This is a genomic window from Chloroherpetonaceae bacterium (assembly GCA_025056565.1).
Classification (GTDB): Bacteria; Bacteroidota; Chlorobiia; order Chlorobiales; family Thermochlorobacteraceae; genus Thermochlorobacter.
Window position 1 is genome coordinate 208,238 of the sequence record JANWWA010000002.1, and the last position, 17,503, is coordinate 225,740.

Below are 17,503 nucleotides of genomic sequence, written 5' to 3' on the forward strand. Positions count from 1 at the left end.
TGTTAGTGTGAAGCAGGGGTGTCACAACGCTTAATAACCAAAATAGTCAGGTCATCTTTGACGCTCCCACCTGCTCCTGCAAAAGTATTAACTGCCTCAAACAGCGCTTGCTTAATCTCACTTGCTGAGCGGTGCTTGTGCGCGCTAAGAAGCGTAAGCAAGCGTTCGAAACCAAATGGTTCACCTGCTGAATTCACCGCATCAATTAGACCATCAGTATAAAACACAACCGCATCGCCGGGTTTAAGGAAAAGTGTCTCGGTGCGTATGGCACGCTGAAACAAATCGCCTGCATTCAGCCCAAGCGCCAATCCGGGCACTTTGACCAGTTGTGCCCCTTCTGCAGTAAGTAGAACCATGGGACAATGCCCCGCATTGGAAAAACGAACCGTGTGGCTATGGACATCAAAAATGGCGTAAAGGGCACTGACGAAGGACTTTCTATCCAGACTGCGTGAAAGCGTTTCATTAGCACGAATTAAAAGGTCAGATGGCGTATCGGGATACAGTGTGCAGAGTGATTGAAAGATACCTTTAAGTTCAGCCGTGTAGAAGGCTGCAGAAGCGCCTTTGCCAGAGACATCAGCAATCATCACGCCGAATTTGCAGATAGAGCTATTGCTGCTGCTCAAAGCAAGGTAGTCGTAAAAGTCGCCGCCTACTTCGAAAGCAGGGTAAGAGAGACTATCCATTTCATAGTTAGGCACGGCTAAGGGGGTATGGGGCAAAAGACGCAGCTGAATTTTCTGCGCAACCGCAAGTTCCTGCTGCATTCGCTCCTTATCAATAACCTCACGCACCAACCGTGAGTTTTGAATCGCAATGGCAGCTTGGTCAGCAAAAGTGCTAATCAGCTCCACATCATCTTTGACAAATCCATACTCAACATCTTTGGCTACGGTTAGGACGCCAATTAAATTGGCACGTGAAATAAGCGGCACAGAGAGCGTGGAGACAATTTTGGCTGGCTCTTTGCGGCGCTTGCGACCAAGTCGCCGAAGGAAATTAGTCAGAGGCGTTGCGTCTTTCACAATGCGGCTATCGGTTTCAATGTCATCGACGCGAATCTGACGTGGATTATGACACATTTCCTCCCAGAGAAAGTGAGCCTTTGCTGCAAATTCGTGCAAGTGCTCCGTTGATACATTCTGGCGCACCACTGTCTTGAAATAACCTTTGCTGGTTTTCCACTGCAAATTAGGCAAATGTGGAGCTTGCTCTGCATTTAGGCTTTTTTCATCAAAGGGCTGGTAGAGGTCAAGCCATCCGCATGATGAAGCGCCTGCCGCACTGCACGCATATGAGACCAGCGATGAGTAGATTTTTTCTTCATCAAAAACCTCCGATGCAAAGCGGCTCATTGCGTAGAGGTTGCGCACCTCTGAATTTTTTCGTTCCAGCGCTTCGGACGTAGGCAAGTAAGAAAGTAGGCTAAAGAGCGTGGTAGCAAGGTAAATTGCAACGAAGGTCGTTATGCTTGAGAGAAAGAACCCAACAGTGCCGCTGTAAGCCAAAAAATAATCTGGGCAATCCATCGCATAGAACGGCACCAGTTCTGCCAAAATTCCGATGACGAGAAAGAGCGTGCGAATCTTATCGCTGCGGCTTAGCGGCAACACCCACGAAAGGCGAAACGCATTGACCAGCATCATCACAATCGCCAGTGCCGCAAAGGCGATGCTTACAGGATTGCCAATCTCTTGTGGTAGAGACCCAATTTCTGAGAGACTGGCAACCAGCATCAGCACCACCATCGCAAGGAAATTTGATTGCGTATTCTTGGCACGCCGAAAGAAAATGAGCCGCTCTAACACCACCAGCGAAGCCAGTAGCAGAGAACCAAAGCCAAGCGTGATAAGGTGAGTTTTAAAGACAGTTTGCAACGACATCGCACGCCAAAATCCATCTGGACTCTGTGTGTCGTATCCTGAACGAGGCAAAAGCCACCCTAAGACGACGGTGGCAGAAAGGAGTAATCCAAATGAGGTAAATCCTTTCCAGAACGATTCAGCAGGCTCAAGCCAAAGGGGTGAGTCCGGTAAAGCATAGCGTTTTAGCTGCATACGAATCAGGTAGTAAAGCACCGCATACATCACGATAGCAATAAGGTCTTTCAGCACATACAGTCCGCCAGAAAGCACCCGAGCACGATGAGCATAAAAAAGACCGATATCAATCAGCAAGAGCGATGCTTCACAGACTATGACAAGTGCAAGGAAAATGTATGTGAGCCGCGATGATGTTTGCATATCGCCATGATGATGTAGAAGGCTCTCGTTCTAACGCTTCGCTTTCAGCACAAGTTGCATAGCAAGCAGACTACAATTAAGCCCAGAGTGATGCGTTGCCTTAGCCGAAAGCGTCGCTTAACGCTGCTCCACTCCAGCGCTGCGCTGCAATCCCTCAAAGGCCGACTAAAAAAGCAGCAGTATGCAAAGGTGCTGAAGCGGAGCTATACCCTGCAACGCCAGCCAAGATTTTGGTGTTTTCTTCCACAAAGAGGAAAACGTAAACGATTTTGAGGATTATGCAACTCACTAAACTGAAGCGATACAAAGACAATGCGCTGATGCTTACATGGAGCGATGGCAGCACCACTTACATTACGCTGGAAAAACTGCGCAATGAGTGCCCTTGTGCCAACTGTAAAGGCGAGACAGTGCTCTTCGAGAGCTACCAGCCGCCCAAGCTCTCTGTGCATGTGCCTGGAATGTATGAGCTGAAAAAAGTGGAGGTCGTGGGCAATTACTCCATTCAGCCGCACTGGGGCGATGGACATCAAACTGGGCTTTACACATTCGACTACCTGCGACGCATCTCTTCACCCAAAGAGCCAACTGCGGAACAAGCAACAGCGTCTTAGGTTCGCCAAAGAAAGTTTGTCGCTGCCCTGAGCACGGGGCTGACTTAGAAGGGAGCGTCATCGGGGTTAAGCGTCTCTGGCGGTTTCGGCGGCAACACATCGCGCTCTAAGCGCTCAGCGGCTTGAGCAGACTGCACCTCATCTTGCAATGAAAAATCCGACGCGGTATAGACGCTCGAGAGTGACTCAAACTTACCAAACTGCTTAAGAAACTTCAGCCGCACCTCACCAATCGGACCGTTGCGCTGCTTACCGATATCCACAACAATAATATCCTTCGTGGAAAGACCATCAGGGAAGTTCTGCACGCCATAAAGCTCTGGGCGAGAGAGAAACATGACCACATCGGCATCTTGTTCAATAGAGCCAGATTCACGTAGGTCAGAGAGTTGCGGTTTGCGGTCTGCTCCACGCTGTTCAATAGAGCGATTGAGCTGAGAGAGCGCCACAACAGGAATGTTCAGCTCTTTGGCTAAGCTTTTCAAAGCACGTGAAATTTGTGCAATCTCTTGCTCACGATTTGCCTTGCCATCTTTGACAGGAGTGATAAGCTGCAAGTAGTCAATCACGACCATTCCGATGTTTTGCTCTTGCTTCATTCGCCGAGCTTTAGCGCTAAGTTCAATGATGGAAATGCCAGGCGTGTCGTCAATGAAAATAGGGGCTTGCGCCAGTTTATCCATCCGTGCCATGATGCTGACCATCTCTTGCGATGTGATGCGTCCCGTTCGCACGAGATTGGAGTCAACCATTGCTTCAGCGCAGAGCAATCGCTGCGCAATTTGCAGCTCAGACATTTCCAGACTGAAAAAAAGCACGGGCGTGCGGGTTTCCACTGCAGCGTTCCGAGCAAAGGAAAGTGCGAGAGCTGTCTTACCTGTTGAAGGGCGCGCAGCAACCACAATCATATCGGACTTTTGAAAGCCTGCTGTAAGCCTGTCTAAGTCAGCAAAGCCAGAAGGCACGCCTGTGACAGCGCTTTTGCGCGCTTGCAATTCCTCAATGACTTTGGTAGCGTGCTTTAGAAGGTCTTTAATTGGCGATGCATCTTTCTTGATACCGGTCTGCGAAATCTTGAAAATCTCCTGCGCCGCTTGCTCAATGAGGTCAAACACTTCTATGGATTGCTCATATGCGGCAGCGGTTACCTGAGTGGCTAGCGCTATGAGTCGGCGGTAGAGGTATTTTTCTTTGACGAGCTTGGCATAGTAGCTGACATTGGCGGCTGTGGCGACTTTATTAGAAAGCTCTGCGATGGCATAGTATCCGCCCACTTTGTCAAGTTCCTCGTGGCGTTTCAGCTCATCGGAGACGGAGACGAGGTCAATCGGGTCACGGCGGTTATAGAGTCGCAGCATTGCACGAAAAATGGTGCGATGCTTAGGCTCGTAAAACACTTTTTCGGCATCAATGCCAAAAATTTTTATCACTTCCTCAATAGCGTTTCCATCTAAGAGAATGCAGCCTAAAACTTCCTGCTCAACCTCAATCGCTTGCGGTGGCACTCTACCTTCTTTGGAGAAGTCAATATCTTCTCGAAACGCTCGACGGGACTTGAGTAACTTTTCCAATGGGTATGAGACACTGGTTTCTTGGCTGCGATCAAGAAATCCTCCTGCCATGGTTCGCTGATTTAAGGTTTTGCAGAAAACTGCGTTAGGGTTTTTTACTGCGCTGCACGGGCGTATTTTTCATCATAGATGCGCCGAAGCATCTGCACATCTTCCCAGCATAGCTTTTTCCAATTTGGATTGCGCAAGAGCGCAGCAGGATGATAGGTTACAATCACATCAATGTTGCGCCAGCGATGCACCTTGCCGCGCAACGCATTCATCGCTAATGAATTGCCTAAGAGTGCATTTGCTGCAACTTTGCCAAGTGCTAAAATCATTTTGGGGCGAATAATCTCAATCTGCCGAATCAAATAAGGCAGACATGCCTCGATTTCATCTGGCTCAGGATTGCGGTTGTTGGGCGGCCGGGATTTAAGAATGTTGGCGATATAGACTTCCTCACGCGTGAATTTAATGGCGGAAAGGATTTTATTGAGCAGTTCGCCAGAACGCCCCACAAAAGGGCGACCAGTTTCATCTTCATCAGCGCCGGGCGCTTCACCAATGAGCATCAGTTTGGCGCGCTCATTGCCCTCGCCAAACACATAATTTTTGCGCGTAGCGCCCAGTCGACACTTCTGGCAATTCTTGGTGGCTGCATACAGCTCCGAAAGCGTCTGGAAGCGTTGCAGCTCGTCAGCGGATTGCGCTGCACTTTGAGTGATAAGGTTACCAAACAAATCCTCTTGTGTCATAAACTGCTTTTAGCTTCTCGTGCTGTTGGCTATCACAAATAGACGACCGAACCTCCTTTTTCAATTGCAAATGTTGAGTCAAACTGCGGGCGATGCGCTGTGTTACGAGATTATGAGACTTTGGGCACAACGCAAGACTACTTGATGTTACGCAATCTTTATCGAAGAAAAAACTTGACTTTCAATTTTTTTCGTGTAGTAACCTTTGAGGTGGGTTGAAAGCAATTCGTGAGATGTCGTTCTTCGCTTCACTGCCAGTCGCTGCAAAGCAGAGCAGCCTAGACCAAGCAGCAACTGCATGTTCCAAAGCTGCAGAGATGTTGCTAACTTTGCGTCAGTGCGGTTTGCTGCGGTTTGTTTGATATCAAAAACATTTGGGAGAACTAAACTATGGCGATTTCATCTTCACCCTCTGCGACGCCCTCTTCATCAGAGCTGGGTTTGCGCGAAAAAGATTTACAGCTCTGTGTTGCACTCATTTGTGCAATCTGGTTACTGGGGTTTGCTGGACACTTTACGCCTCTCAAAGAATGGGGAGCGCTGTTCTTGTATGTAATTGGTTCGCTAGCATTGGTGCTGTGGTATGGCAAGCGTTTCCAAGCCTTTGAGCAAATTTTTCTCACGCGTCAAAATCTAAGCAAAGCCTTGCTTTGGTCGAGCCTCATTGGGAGCGTGCTCTTTTTGATGGATGTGGGAAATACCTACTTCTACTACAAAAAAGGTGGCGAGCCGATGAAAGAAATGCAAACCATTCTGGTCGATATGGGCTTTCTCTATCTATTTCCTGTGCTGATTTTGGCAGAAGAATTTCTCTGGCGAGGGCTATTCTTCTCAGCGCTATTGCGCCGTGGTATGAATCGTCATCTGGTTGTGGCGCTCACAACGCTGCTCTATATGCTGAATCACTATGCTGTTGCGCCAGTAGGGTTCTATGAGCGCTCGCTAATGGCAATGATGGCGCTGCCGATTGGCATTGCTGGCGGTTATTTAGTCTTGAAGACGCGCAATGTCTGGGCAGGTGTGTGGCTGCACTTCCTGACAATGATTTCAATGACGCTGGATATCTTCTTGATTCCAGCAATTGCAAAACCGTAGGCGTGCCTCAGTAAGAGAGCTCCGCACCAAACTGCTCAATCAGGTAGCGCACCAGTGCGTTTTTCCCAGCTAACTCTTGAAAGCGCTCTTCAAGGGTGCGCGCCTCTTTGTGAAGAGTAAGAGCGGCCTTGTCCAAAGTAACTTCAAAGGCAATATAGGCGCCGTAGAATGAACTTGCAGCGTCGCATAGCTGCGGCAGTTCATCGAGCAAAGTCTCAAAGACGATACGGCTGGGACATCTAAGGTTCAGCACGACACCGCCCGCTGGCTCAACTTGGCAGATTCGCAAATGTGAAGCAAGTCGCGACTTGCCAGACCGTTCTAGCGTCTCGATAAAACTCTGCCATTGCTCGAGCACTTTATCTAGCGCTATGCTGCTGGTTGCGTTAGAACGAACTGCAGCGGGCGCAGAGTGCTGCGCTGGCGACACAGAGGAGACAGGGCGAGCAGTAGATGATTTCGGACGGTAAGGTGTCTCTTCAACTAACTTAGAGAACCGCTCTTTCCAGGGAGAAAGGTCAAGCTTCGGTAAAGTGTCCAGCGTAGGGGAAGCAGCTTTGGCAGGCTGAATGGCAGCGACGCTGGAGACGCTAAGTGCCTCAGAGGGCATAGCTATACTTGGGCGAGACTCTTTTTTTTTATTTCTTCTTGTAGGGCGGCAAGCGTTTTTTCAATTCTCGTAAGACGCGCCTCTAATTCGCTCTGTTCATTTAGGTCAATGAGCTTGAAGAGCAAAATTTCCAAGCGAAGTTGTGGCTCTCGCAAAAACTTGATGCCTTGCTCAGCTTGAATAGTGGCGTCAATGAAGCGCATTAAGGCTTCGCGTGTAAAGTGCTCTGCGTCTTTCTCGTAGCGCCTTTTCAGCTCAGTGGTAGTTTCAATTAGCTTACTTGAGCGCACATTTTTGATAATGAGAAAATTGCGAAAGTGTGCGACAAGTCGCTGCAGAAAATCGCTGACATCGAAGCCGTTGCGGTAGATGAACTCCGAGACCTCGAGCATCTTGCAGCTGTCTTTATTTCGAATCGCGTCGCTCACTTCGAAGAAGCGCTCATCGTCAATCACGTTGAGGAGTTTGGAGACCGCCGCATACTCAATTTTGCCCTTTCCATTCTCGGTGCAGAAAGCGATAACTTGGTCTAAGAGGCTCTGTGCATCACGCATCGCCCCATCTGCTTTTCTGGCAATGAGCGCAAGCGCCTCTGCATCAATTTCGATGTGTTCAGCACGGCAGATGTCGGCAAGGCGCGCTGCAATATCTTCCGACGCAATTCGCTTAAAGATGAACTTTTGGCAGCGCGAGGAAATAGTAGCTGGAACTTTATGCAGTTCTGTTGTTGCAAAAATGAAAACCGCATGCGGGGGTGGCTCTTCCAACGTTTTGAGAAACGCATTGAACGCAGCGTTGGAAAGCATGTGGAACTCATCAATGATGTAGACCTTGTATTTGCCTTTCTGCGGACCGTAGCGTACATTTTCGCGCAGAATGCGAATATCCTCCACGCTATTGTTGGAAGCGGCGTCAAATTCAGCAATATTGAGACTGGCACCTGCATCAAAATCACGGCAGCTTTCACAAACTCCACATGGTTCGGCTACTTCTTGGCGGTAGGCTTCATCATTCAAAATTCTCTCGCAGTTAAGTGCTTTGGCTAAAATGCGTGCAGAGGTAGTCTTCCCAACGCCGCGAGAGCCTGAGAAAATGTATCCGTGCGCGATGCGCCCTGAACGAATCGCATTCTGAAGGGTGCGCGTAACATGCTCCTGTGCTGTAATGTCTGCAAATCGCTGCGGGCGATACTTTCGTGCAATGACGGTGTAGCTCATTCAACGCGGAATTTGATGCAAGCGCAAATTTACACGTTTCCAAGTTGTTCTTGCGGGCAGGAAAAAGCACTTTTCTTGCTGCACTGGCAAAGACGCTGGTGCAGCAAGAGGCGCCCTTAGCACGATGGCGACTCTGATGGAACAGGTTCAGGCTGTGCAGGTGCTTGCAGCTCTGGCGATACTGGAGAAGTAGGCGAAGACTGAGCCTTCAGCTCTTCAAACTTTTGCCGAAGAAATGCAATCGCAGCCTCACGCTCGTGTGGAATTTGACCATCCAGAATCGCATTCTCCATGGCTTTCTTCAAAATACCGACCAGCTTGCCCTCTGGGATTTGGAACATTTCCATAATCTCATGGCCGTTAATAGGCGGTCGCCACTTTGCCCACTTGTCCTTTTCTGCCACATCTGCCACTTTTTCTTCTACCTTCGCAAAGTTTGCTAGAATTCGCTGCACCTTCTTCGGGTTCTTGCTGGTTACATCGGCGCGGCAAAGCAGCATAAGGTCATCTAAGTCCTCTCCGGCCTCTACCATCAAGCGGCGGATGGCAGAGTCTGTGATTTCATCTCGGTGTAGCGGAATCGGGCGCAGGTGCATACGCACCAGTTTTTGCACATATGGCAAAGGCTCCATCGGAAACTTCATTCGCTTGAAGATTTTAGGCAGCATGGCAGCGCCCAGCGCATCATGGCCGTGAAATGACCAGCCATGCCCCTTGATAAAGCGCTTGGTGCGAGGTTTGCCGATGTCATGCAACAGTGCTGCCATACGCAGCCAGAGCTTATCCGTCATTGCAGCACAGTTGTCGACCACTTTCAGCGTATGGTAAAATGTGTCCTTGTGCCCTAAGCCATCGACTTGTTCAACTCCAGCCATCAAGGTAAGCTCTGGGAAAATCTCTTCCAGCAATTTGGTGCGAAAGAGAATCTCTAAGCCAATTGATGGCACGGGGGTTTTCATAATTTTAAGCAGCTCGTCGGTAATGCGCTCCTGCGAGACAATTTTGATACGCGTGCGCATTTTCTCCATTGCCGCCAGTGCAGCAGAGTCGACTTGAAACCCCAACTGGGCAGCAAAACGAGCGGCTCGCATCATTCGCAAAGGGTCATCTGAAAAGGTCGCTTCAGGGTCTAAGGGCGTGCGGAGTGTCTTCCGCTCCAAGTCTTGCAGACCACCGAAAAGATCAACCAGCTCACCGTAGCTCTGGGCATTGAGCGACACAGCCAGTGCATTCACCGTAAAATCACGCCGCATAAGGTCATCTTCCAGCGTGCCGATTGCCGTGATGGGCTTGCGGGAATCGGGGTTGTAGCTTTCTTTGCGCGCCCCAACAAACTCAAGCCGAACTTCACCCAACACGCTGTCATTGAGCGTCAGTTGCGCCGTGCGGAACCGCTCAAAGACAGCCATCGCCCACCCGTTTAGCTTCTGCTTGACAGTCTTGGCAAACGAAATTGGCTCACCGACCACCATAATGTCAATGTCCTTGCAAGCGCGCCCCAACAATCGGTCGCGCACATAGCCGCCAACGGCATAACAAGGCAAACCCATCTCATCGGCGATAGCCCCAAGGTGGCGAAAGAGCGGCTCACTGAGCTGAATCGTGGTTTCGTGTGTCGTCATACTTTCTCTGTTCTGAAACCTTGAATTTACGAATCCTTGTGGAACTGTTATGCAACGTTGCAGAATGCTATTAAGTTTTTGCCAGCGATAGATGCGCAGGAAGTATGGTGCATTCAGTGAGAATTCTCAGCGATGCGCTATCTTCACAAAAAGATACCTTCATCCTAAGCAAGTTAAGCGATGCAAAAGGTGCTAACGGCGCAAGAGATGCGAGAAGTGGACTACGATGCAGTGGTCAAGCTCCGCATCACGGAAAAGCAGCTAATGGAGTTAGCGGGCAAAGAGTCGTGCAACATTCTCTTGCAGAAGTATGGTAATCTAGCAGGCAAGTCGTTTCTCATTTTAGCTGGTAAAGGCAACAACGGTGGCGATGGCATTGTGCTAGCGCGCCACCTGGTCAATGCGGGCGCAAAGGTGGATTTGGTGTATCTCTGCCAAACTGCACTCCTCAAGCAGGACGGCGCCGCAACGCTCAGGATTCTATCGCAATATGTGAGCTACACCGACCAACTGCGTGCTATTGAAGCCGATGAAATGATTCCAGCATTCGTGATTGAGACAAAGTATGATTTTGTAGTCGATGCAATTTTGGGCACAGGCTACAGACGCAGCAGTCACCCCAAAGGCATTCGACGCCGTGAAGCAAATAATCCATTTCTGCCCAAAATTTCTGAAGAAGCATTAGCTGAACCTGCGCCGCAGCCCGTTGAATTGCAACAAGAACTGCGTCCATCGCTCTCGCCGCTCATCAAAGAGGCAATTTTGCTCATCAATGAAAAGCGTGCCACCGAAGGAGCAACAGTTATTGCGCTCGACATTCCAACAGGAATTGACGGCACAACAGGCGAAGCAGATGAAGTAGCCGTCGAGGCTGATTTAACCATTGCATTGGGGTTCTTGAAGACAGGCTTTTTCTTCGGCAAGGGGCGTCAGTGTGCAGGTGAAGTAGTGGTAGCAGATATTTCCATTCCGAAATTTTTAACTAAGCCTGAGCATTGTAATCTGGTCGATGAAGCCTTTGTGGCGTCGCACTTACCTGTGCGTTTGCCGCAAAGCGCTAAGCACGAAAATGGGAAAGTATTGGCTGTGGTAGGGTCGCAGTCAGAAGAGCATTCAATGATGGGCGCTGCACTAATGTCAATTCGAGCAGCCGTCAAAATGGGAGCAGGGTATGTGTGTGCTGCAGTGCCACCGTCCGCCTTTAATACCGTGCACCTTGCCATTCCTGAAGCTGTGCTAATTAGTCAAAGTGAAGAGCAGATTTGTGAGCGCGCACGCTGGGCAGATGCGATTTTAATTGGTTGTGGCTTAGGTAGAACGCCAGAACGACAAGCCTTAATAGCGCGATTGCTCACATCGCCCGACTTTCAGGACAAAAAACTGGTCATTGATGCCGATGCGCTCTACGCAATAGCCGAGCTGGGGTTGCTTGGGCAACTTCGACTGAGCAATGCCATTCTGACACCACATCTGGGTGAGTTTGAACGCCTGACCGGTGTGGCAGCCGAAGAAGTGAGTACTGACAAGCTCTACTACGCGCGCGAGTTTGCAAAGCAATACTCACTTGGGCTACTGCTCAAGGGGGCGCCAACCCTCATCGTGGCGCAGGGGCACTGTTACCTGAGCAATAGCGGCACCGCAGCCCTTGCCACAGCAGGCACAGGAGATGTGCTGGCAGGAATGATTGTCTCGCTGGCAGCGCAAGGTCTATCAATAGATGTTGCTGCAGCATGTGCAGCCTACCTACACGGTGAGGCAGGCAAAACTGCCGAAGAGGCGGTCGGAATGGTGTCTGCAACGGATGTCTTACGTGCGCTCTAAATTGCGCTGGAAAAATTGCACCAAGAACCAACTGAATGGTCGCTGCAGAACACACTGCTTCAAAAAGGTCGGATTGCACAGCCGCTCTGTGTAGCATGACTTAAACCGAGACTGCAAATCATCAGCGCAAAGCGATATGCCAACCAAACGCTCCGTAAACACGCCCGTCGCTGCATCAAGCAAAAAAGTGCAAGCAAAGCATCGCAGGGCGCACGCTGCCAAACAAACAAGCTCAACTTGTGACAGCAGGCGCGATGAGCACAAGAAACATCTTCAAACTGCGAAGCCAGAGACGCTTGGAGCGAAGTTTGAACGACTTTACGACATCGTGGAATTACTCCGAGCGGAATGCCCTTGGGACAGAGCACAAACGCCTGACTCGCTGGTGCATTTAACGCTGGAAGAAGTCTACGAGATGATTCACGCCGTTGATACCAAAGATGAAAAAGAGCTGAAAAAAGAGCTAGGCGACCTGCTGCTACACATTTGCTTCCAAGCCGTGTTAGCAAAAGAGCGAGAAGCCTTTTCAATGCCCGATGTCTTAGATGCAATTGCAGAAAAGCTCATTTTCCGTCACCCACATGTTTTTGGCTCTGAGAGTGCCAAAACAGCCAGTGAAGTAATGCAGAATTGGGAAAAGCTGAAAATGAAAGAAGGACGGAAATCTGCATTGGAAGGTGTTCCGAAAGCAATGCCAGAGCTTTTGCGGGCCTACCGCGTGCAGGAAAAGGCGGCAGGCGTAGGCTTCGACTGGACGCACGCTGACGATGTCCTGAAGAAAATTCAAGAAGAAATTGGAGAGCTAAAAGCGGCAACCAGTGCCGAAGAGCAAGAGGCAGAACTCGGTGATATTCTTTTTTCTCTGGTCAACTACTGCCGCTTTATCAAAGTAAATCCTGAAGATGCGCTGCGCAAAACAACAGAAAAGTTCATTCGGCGTTTTCGCTTCGTTGAGGAGCAAGTCCTAAAAAGTGGCAAAGCGTGGAGTGAATTTACACTGGCAGAACTTGATGAATTCTGGAACACTGCAAAGCAGAAGGAGAAACTGACGCAGAGTAGCATGCCCGAAAATGCCATCAATCAAAAAAACGCATTCTACCAATGAAAACATACCTTGCGCAGACCAGCTGCCTGCTACTATTCGTGCTGGCGGCTTGCCAGAGTTCACACGAACTGACGGATGCTGAAAGGGCAAAATTTGATGCACGTCTTCAAGCACTCATTTCAGGCAGGACGGATATTGTAGAGTCGGATTACGATGTAACAGTTGCCAAAGACGGCAAAAAGCTATACGGGATTGTGGTGCGTGGTAGCTCAGCCGATGAGATTCGCAAGCTGGGGATTGCAGTAAATAGTGCGTTAGGTGAGATTATGACAGTGCGCTGCACGGTCGAAGAGATGAAGAAAATTGCCAAGCTTCCCTCCGTGAAAGCCATAGAAGCACCACCAAAAGCAGAGCTTTACCAAAACCAATAAATTTGCAACCTTAAAATCAAGCATCAAATGAATCGCCAGCGTGTTGTTCTGTCGCTGCTTTTGCTGCTCTCTACTGCTTGGCCGTTGGTGGCTCAAAAGCGACCCATAGCGCTCTCAGAGCTGGAGCGGGCAAAACTGCATCCGACCTTTCAAGAAATGCTACGCGCAGTGCGCAATGCAACCAGTTCAAGCAATAAATTTCCAGAAGCGTTCAATTTGCTTTGGCGTGAAGCGACTATCCACACAGGGCGTGTGCATGCCGTAGTTTGGACAGAAAATGCGGCTCTGCTGCGTGCAAAAGGACTGCACATCAACTCGGATTTTGGCAAGTTTGTAACTGTGATGGCGACGCCAGAGGAATTAGAAATGCTGGTACGCATGCCTGAGGTGCAATATGTGGATATGATTCCGACCAGCGAAGTCACCGATGATGTGAGCGTGCCTGAAACTGGAGCAAATCTGTTACACGCAGGATTTTTGGGGGGACAGCGTTATACAGGACGAGGAGCTATCGTGGTGATTATTGATTCAGGAATTGACTGGCGGCACTTGGATTTTCGCGACCCAACCGATACGACCCGCACGCGCATTCTTTCCATCTGGGACCAAACGCTGTCAGCACAGTCAGGCGAATCACCACCCGCTGGGTTTAACTACGGCGTCGAATACACGCAAGCACAGATTAATGCGGCACTGGCAGGTGGCACGCCGCTCCGCACGAGAGACGAGAATGGACATGGCACCCATGTAGCAGGCATTGCAGTTGGCAACGGTCTGGCTTTTGCTGCTAGCACAGGTAACCTTGCCAATCGTCGCTTCATAGGCGTCGCCCCCGAAGCAGATATTATCGTCGTGCGCGCAGGAGTAGGCAGAGAAATTCGTGGCACGTGGATTGATGGTCTGCAGTATGCGCAAAATCGTGCCAGCGCATTGGGCAGACCTGTCGTGATTAACATGAGCTTTGGCTCAAACTTAGGACCGCGCGATGGCACCGATGCGGGCTCTGTAGCGATTGATGCCCTGAGCAATACACCCGGACGCATCTGTGTCGCTGCAGCAGGCAATAGCGGTGCGGATTCTTTGCACATTGCAGGTAGCATCGCAGCAGGTGGCTCTGCTACAATTGAATTTCAAGTTCAACGCACCACAGCCGCACTGACACCTGGTGCATCTAACGATGGATTCGAGTTTGAAGTGTGGCTAAATAACAACGCAGCCGTAACGGCTACGCTGACGGCGCCAAACGGTGGCACGCTCTTCACAGCTGCAGATGGACAGAGCGGCACAGCCTCTGACAACACGCAGGGCACAGTGGCGTTCTCAAATAGCGTTTCGGCAGGCAATGGTCACCGCCGCATCAGTTTCAGCGTCCGTGATGTGGATACCACGCGTCCTCCTGCTTCGGGCACTTGGCTACTGACGCTTTCTAACCCTAGTGCGCCAGTATCGTTTGATGGGTATCGCAATACACTAAGTGCGGCCTATACTGTGCGTCTTGTCGGAGGCGACACTCGCCAGACTATTGGAGGTGGCTTAAACAGCGCACGACGGGCGATTACTGTGGGCAGCTATGCAACACGCTGGTTCTGGCAAGCAGCTAATGGCTCAACATTCGGCCTAACGGCAACAGACCGCACAGGTAACATTTCCACATTCAGTAGCTTGGGGCCGACACGTGATGGACGCATAAAGCCAGACATTGCGGCGCCGGGACAAATGATTATTGCAGCACTCTCTGCGACTGCCACCAATCCCAGTCCACCAGCTGCTTCAAGTATTGCTGTAGGCGGACGGCATCAGGTTCTAAATGGCACAAGTATGGCAGCCCCACATGTAACAGGCGCAGTAGCATTAATGCTGGCCGTAAATCCTACGCTCACTTGGGAGCAAGTACGGACAGTGCTGCAACAGACGGCGAATGTGGATGCCTTCACAGGCAGCGTGCCCAACAACACATGGGGAGCCGGCAAGCTGGATGCGCTGGAGGCTGTAGCACGCACCGTTCAGAGCGCATCAACCGTGCGTCAAACCGTACTGGTCTATGACCAGAACATAGCAGGCTTTGCATTTGGTTTGCGCGACACCCGCCGCTTTGCCGTGCGTTTTACGCCAACAGTGTCAGGCCGCATAACTGGTGCATTTATCCGCTTAGTGCCTGCAACAGGGACTTTACCCGTAACAGGCACTGGACCACTAAACCTCGAGATTTTTAGCGACAATCAAGGTGTGCCGGGCACGCGCATCGGCAATCTGGTTACGCAAAGTTTCTTGCAACTGAGCGGTGGTAATGCATATCTGGATTTGCTCGGTGCGCGCGTAGATGTCGTGTCAGGCATAAACTATCACCTCGTGCTCTCACTGGCGAACCCCGCTTCTGGCGACACGCTGCTGCTAGGAGGCGATAATGGATCCGCACCTACTAACCGCTCATCGGTCTTCCAGAATGGACAGTGGGCAAATTTTGATGGACCAAACTCACCTCTTACAGGCACCGCACGAAGCTCTAACTTGATGATTCGGCCTATCATCACAACCGTGACGGGCATCTCTTCAGTAGCTGAAGAACGCACTTTGCAGCCGCTGCGATTTGAGTTGGCGCAAAACTATCCCAATCCGTTTAACCCCAGCACAACCATTCGCTTCACCATTCCACGAAGCGAAAGCGTGCAGTTAGACATCTATGACATTTTGGGGCGTAAGGTTGCAACCCTATTGCAAAATGAACGGCTCCCTGCAGGCATTTACACTGTGCCGTTCAACGCTGCAGCACTCTCCAGCGGTGTCTATTTCTACCAGCTTCGCGCTGGAACATTCAAAGACACAAAGAAAATGTTGCTGCTTAAGTAAAGCTGGTTAAGTAAATAAAACTGAACAATCGGAGCACAAACGCGCTCAAACCTTATGCCGGAACGAGGTGGGCAGCCATGCAACCTTGCAGTTTGGAATTACGAAAACCGTGCAAGCCATGTATGGGCACTATTGCATTCGCAAGTACGATTTCCTCTGGGAAGTGGCTTGGAGTTAGCTAAAAATCCAGACACAACGCAGCCTAATAATTGCCTCACTTGAACTGAGACACGCTATGCCAAAACTAACGATTCTAAATCTTCTTCTCTACATTGGGTTGCATCTTACCGTTGGCTTTTACCTTTTTCGCAAAGTCAGCCAGTTGCTTAGCGGCTTTGACATCAAGGATAGGCAGCGTGTGCGGAAGTGGGCAGGCTGGACGGTGGCAAGTTTGATGAGCTTACCAACGCTTGGCTTTGCACTGAACCGTATTGAAGAACTGCGTGGCTCACTGCTGAATAATACGATTTTCCTTATCGGTAGCGCGTGGATTCTTTGGGTAATGATTGCGCTGGTGCTGCTGGTGCCAGCCGATGTGCTAATGTGGCTGTTGCGGCGTCTTTATGCAGTCTGGCAGTACATTCTAAGTTACGCTCGCTTGCGCCGTCCAGCTGAAAGCACAGCGCCAGCGTTGCTCAGAGTGGAAGATGCTCCACTAGCGACGTTGCCCGCAGAAGATGATGTGGTGACGGTAGTCATGCCCCAGCTCTCACGCCGTGCATTTCTGAGGCAGGTTGCGCCGTTAGCTTTAGGGTTTGCCGCCCCCAGCGTCATTACGGGTTACAGCCTGCTGAACAATCGCACAGAGTTTATCATCAACCGAATGACCTTGCGCTTTCCAGATTTGCCGCTGGAATTGCAAGGACTCAAAATTGCACACCTAAGCGACATTCACTCCGGCATCTATATGCCCGAGCGCAAAATGGAGGAAATTGCCGAAGCGGTTAATGCTTTGCAGCCTGACCTTGTGGCAATGACCGGCGACTTCATAATGAGCCACAGAGATGAAATTGAGCCGTTTGTAAGAGCTTTTGTACGCTTGCGCTCAACGTTTGGCACATTCGCCTGTGCAGGAAACCATGATGAGTGGGTAGGACTGGAGCACTTCGAGGAGGCGATGCGTCAGCATCGGCAGCGGTTGCTGCGCAACGAGACCGCCGTGTTGTGTATTGATGGAGTGCAACTGAATGTGATAGGCGTGGATTTTGCCCGCTCAAACCCGCATCTCTTGAAAGAGGCTCTAAAGACCGCACACCCTGAGGGCTTCAAATTGCTGCTTTGCCACTACCCCGACTACTTCACTACGGCAAAGCAAGCTGGCGTGGATTTGATGCTCGCTGGACATACGCACGGCGGACAAATCGCGCTGGACTTGGGCGGCATTTCACTCTATCCGATTGACCTTTTCTACAAGTACCCGCGTGGGCTTTACGAGGAAGGCAAGCAAAAGCTGTATGTGAATTTAGGGGTAGGCTTTTCAGCAACGCCAATTCGCACTGTGCAGCCTGAAATTGCTCTCATTACATTGGCGCGGTTGTGATGCACCGCACAGCTGAGCAATGCCTTTACAAAAAATTGTGAAAACCTCAAAACTTTTTTGCAACCATTTTCGTTTATTAGGTTGCCCTGCAGTTTATGGTTTCT

At 50.2% G+C, this 17,503-nt stretch carries 13 protein-coding genes; 7 read left to right on the forward strand and 6 right to left on the reverse strand.

Annotation, left to right across the window (positions count from 1 at the left end; translation table 11 throughout):
• Nucleotides 1–2: 2 nt before the first annotated feature.
• Complete coding sequence (locus NZM05_03120) at nt 3–2,249, reverse strand: SpoIIE family protein phosphatase (GenBank protein MCS7012612.1); 2,247 nt, start codon at nt 2,247–2,249, stop codon at nt 3–5.
• 278 nt (nt 2,250–2,527) lie between these two features.
• Between NZM05_03120 and NZM05_03125 the strand changes: the two genes are divergently transcribed.
• On the forward strand, nt 2,528–2,863 hold the full coding sequence (locus tag NZM05_03125; GenBank protein MCS7012613.1) for a DUF971 domain-containing protein: 336 nt from the start codon (nt 2,528–2,530) through the stop codon (nt 2,861–2,863).
• A gap of 44 nt (nt 2,864–2,907) precedes the next feature.
• On the opposite strand, the gene dnaB is transcribed toward NZM05_03125, so the two are convergent.
• Together dnaB and NZM05_03135 are read right to left on the reverse strand one after the other, a co-directional pair.
• On the reverse strand, nt 2,908–4,485 hold the full coding sequence (dnaB, locus tag NZM05_03130; GenBank protein ID MCS7012614.1) for a replicative DNA helicase: 1,578 nt from the start codon (nt 4,483–4,485) through the stop codon (nt 2,908–2,910).
• Nucleotides 4,486–4,529: 44 nt separating this feature from the next.
• A complete protein-coding gene (locus tag NZM05_03135) occupies nt 4,530–5,171 on the reverse strand; it encodes a uracil-DNA glycosylase (GenBank protein ID MCS7012615.1) in 642 nt (213 codons plus the stop codon).
• 390 nt (nt 5,172–5,561) lie between these two features.
• Between NZM05_03135 and NZM05_03140 the strand changes: the two genes are divergently transcribed.
• Nucleotides 5,562–6,266, forward strand: coding sequence for a CPBP family intramembrane metalloprotease (locus tag NZM05_03140; GenBank protein MCS7012616.1), 705 nt, complete (start codon nt 5,562–5,564; stop codon nt 6,264–6,266).
• A gap of 7 nt (nt 6,267–6,273) precedes the next feature.
• Here NZM05_03140 and NZM05_03145 read toward each other — a convergent pair whose 3' ends face one another.
• The 3 genes from NZM05_03145 to NZM05_03155 all read right to left on the reverse strand — a co-directional run bounded on the left by NZM05_03145 (nt 6,274) and on the right by NZM05_03155 (nt 9,715).
• Nucleotides 6,274–6,876 (reverse strand): hypothetical protein, encoded by a 603-nt coding sequence (locus tag NZM05_03145; GenBank protein ID MCS7012617.1) that lies wholly within the window; start codon nt 6,874–6,876, stop codon nt 6,274–6,276.
• A gap of 2 nt (nt 6,877–6,878) precedes the next feature.
• Nucleotides 6,879–8,093, reverse strand: coding sequence for a DNA polymerase III subunit gamma/tau (dnaX, locus tag NZM05_03150; GenBank protein ID MCS7012618.1), 1,215 nt, complete (start codon nt 8,091–8,093; stop codon nt 6,879–6,881).
• Nucleotides 8,094–8,209: 116 nt separating this feature from the next.
• Complete coding sequence (locus tag NZM05_03155; protein ID MCS7012619.1) at nt 8,210–9,715, reverse strand: CCA tRNA nucleotidyltransferase; 1,506 nt, start codon at nt 9,713–9,715, stop codon at nt 8,210–8,212.
• 180 nt (nt 9,716–9,895) lie between these two features.
• Here NZM05_03155 and NZM05_03160 point away from each other — a divergent pair, with 180 nt between their 5' ends.
• The 5 genes from NZM05_03160 (at nt 9,896) to NZM05_03180 (ending at nt 17,399) form a co-directional block, all read left to right on the forward strand.
• A complete protein-coding gene (locus tag NZM05_03160) occupies nt 9,896–11,536 on the forward strand; it encodes an NAD(P)H-hydrate dehydratase (protein ID MCS7012620.1) in 1,641 nt (546 codons plus the stop codon).
• A gap of 136 nt (nt 11,537–11,672) precedes the next feature.
• The gene (mazG, locus tag NZM05_03165; protein ID MCS7012621.1) at nt 11,673–12,641 is read left to right on the forward strand and encodes a nucleoside triphosphate pyrophosphohydrolase; all 969 of its coding nucleotides are present in this window, start codon (nt 11,673–11,675) and stop codon (nt 12,639–12,641) included.
• The gene (locus NZM05_03170) at nt 12,638–13,012 is read left to right on the forward strand and encodes a hypothetical protein (protein ID MCS7012622.1); all 375 of its coding nucleotides are present in this window, start codon (nt 12,638–12,640) and stop codon (nt 13,010–13,012) included. The genes mazG and NZM05_03170 overlap by 4 nt, the downstream gene beginning before the upstream one ends.
• A gap of 27 nt (nt 13,013–13,039) precedes the next feature.
• Complete coding sequence (locus tag NZM05_03175) at nt 13,040–15,859, forward strand: S8 family peptidase (GenBank protein MCS7012623.1); 2,820 nt, start codon at nt 13,040–13,042, stop codon at nt 15,857–15,859.
• Nucleotides 15,860–16,094: 235 nt separating this feature from the next.
• Complete coding sequence (locus tag NZM05_03180; protein MCS7012624.1) at nt 16,095–17,399, forward strand: metallophosphoesterase; 1,305 nt, start codon at nt 16,095–16,097, stop codon at nt 17,397–17,399.
• The last annotated feature ends 104 nt before the right edge of the window (nt 17,400–17,503 follow it).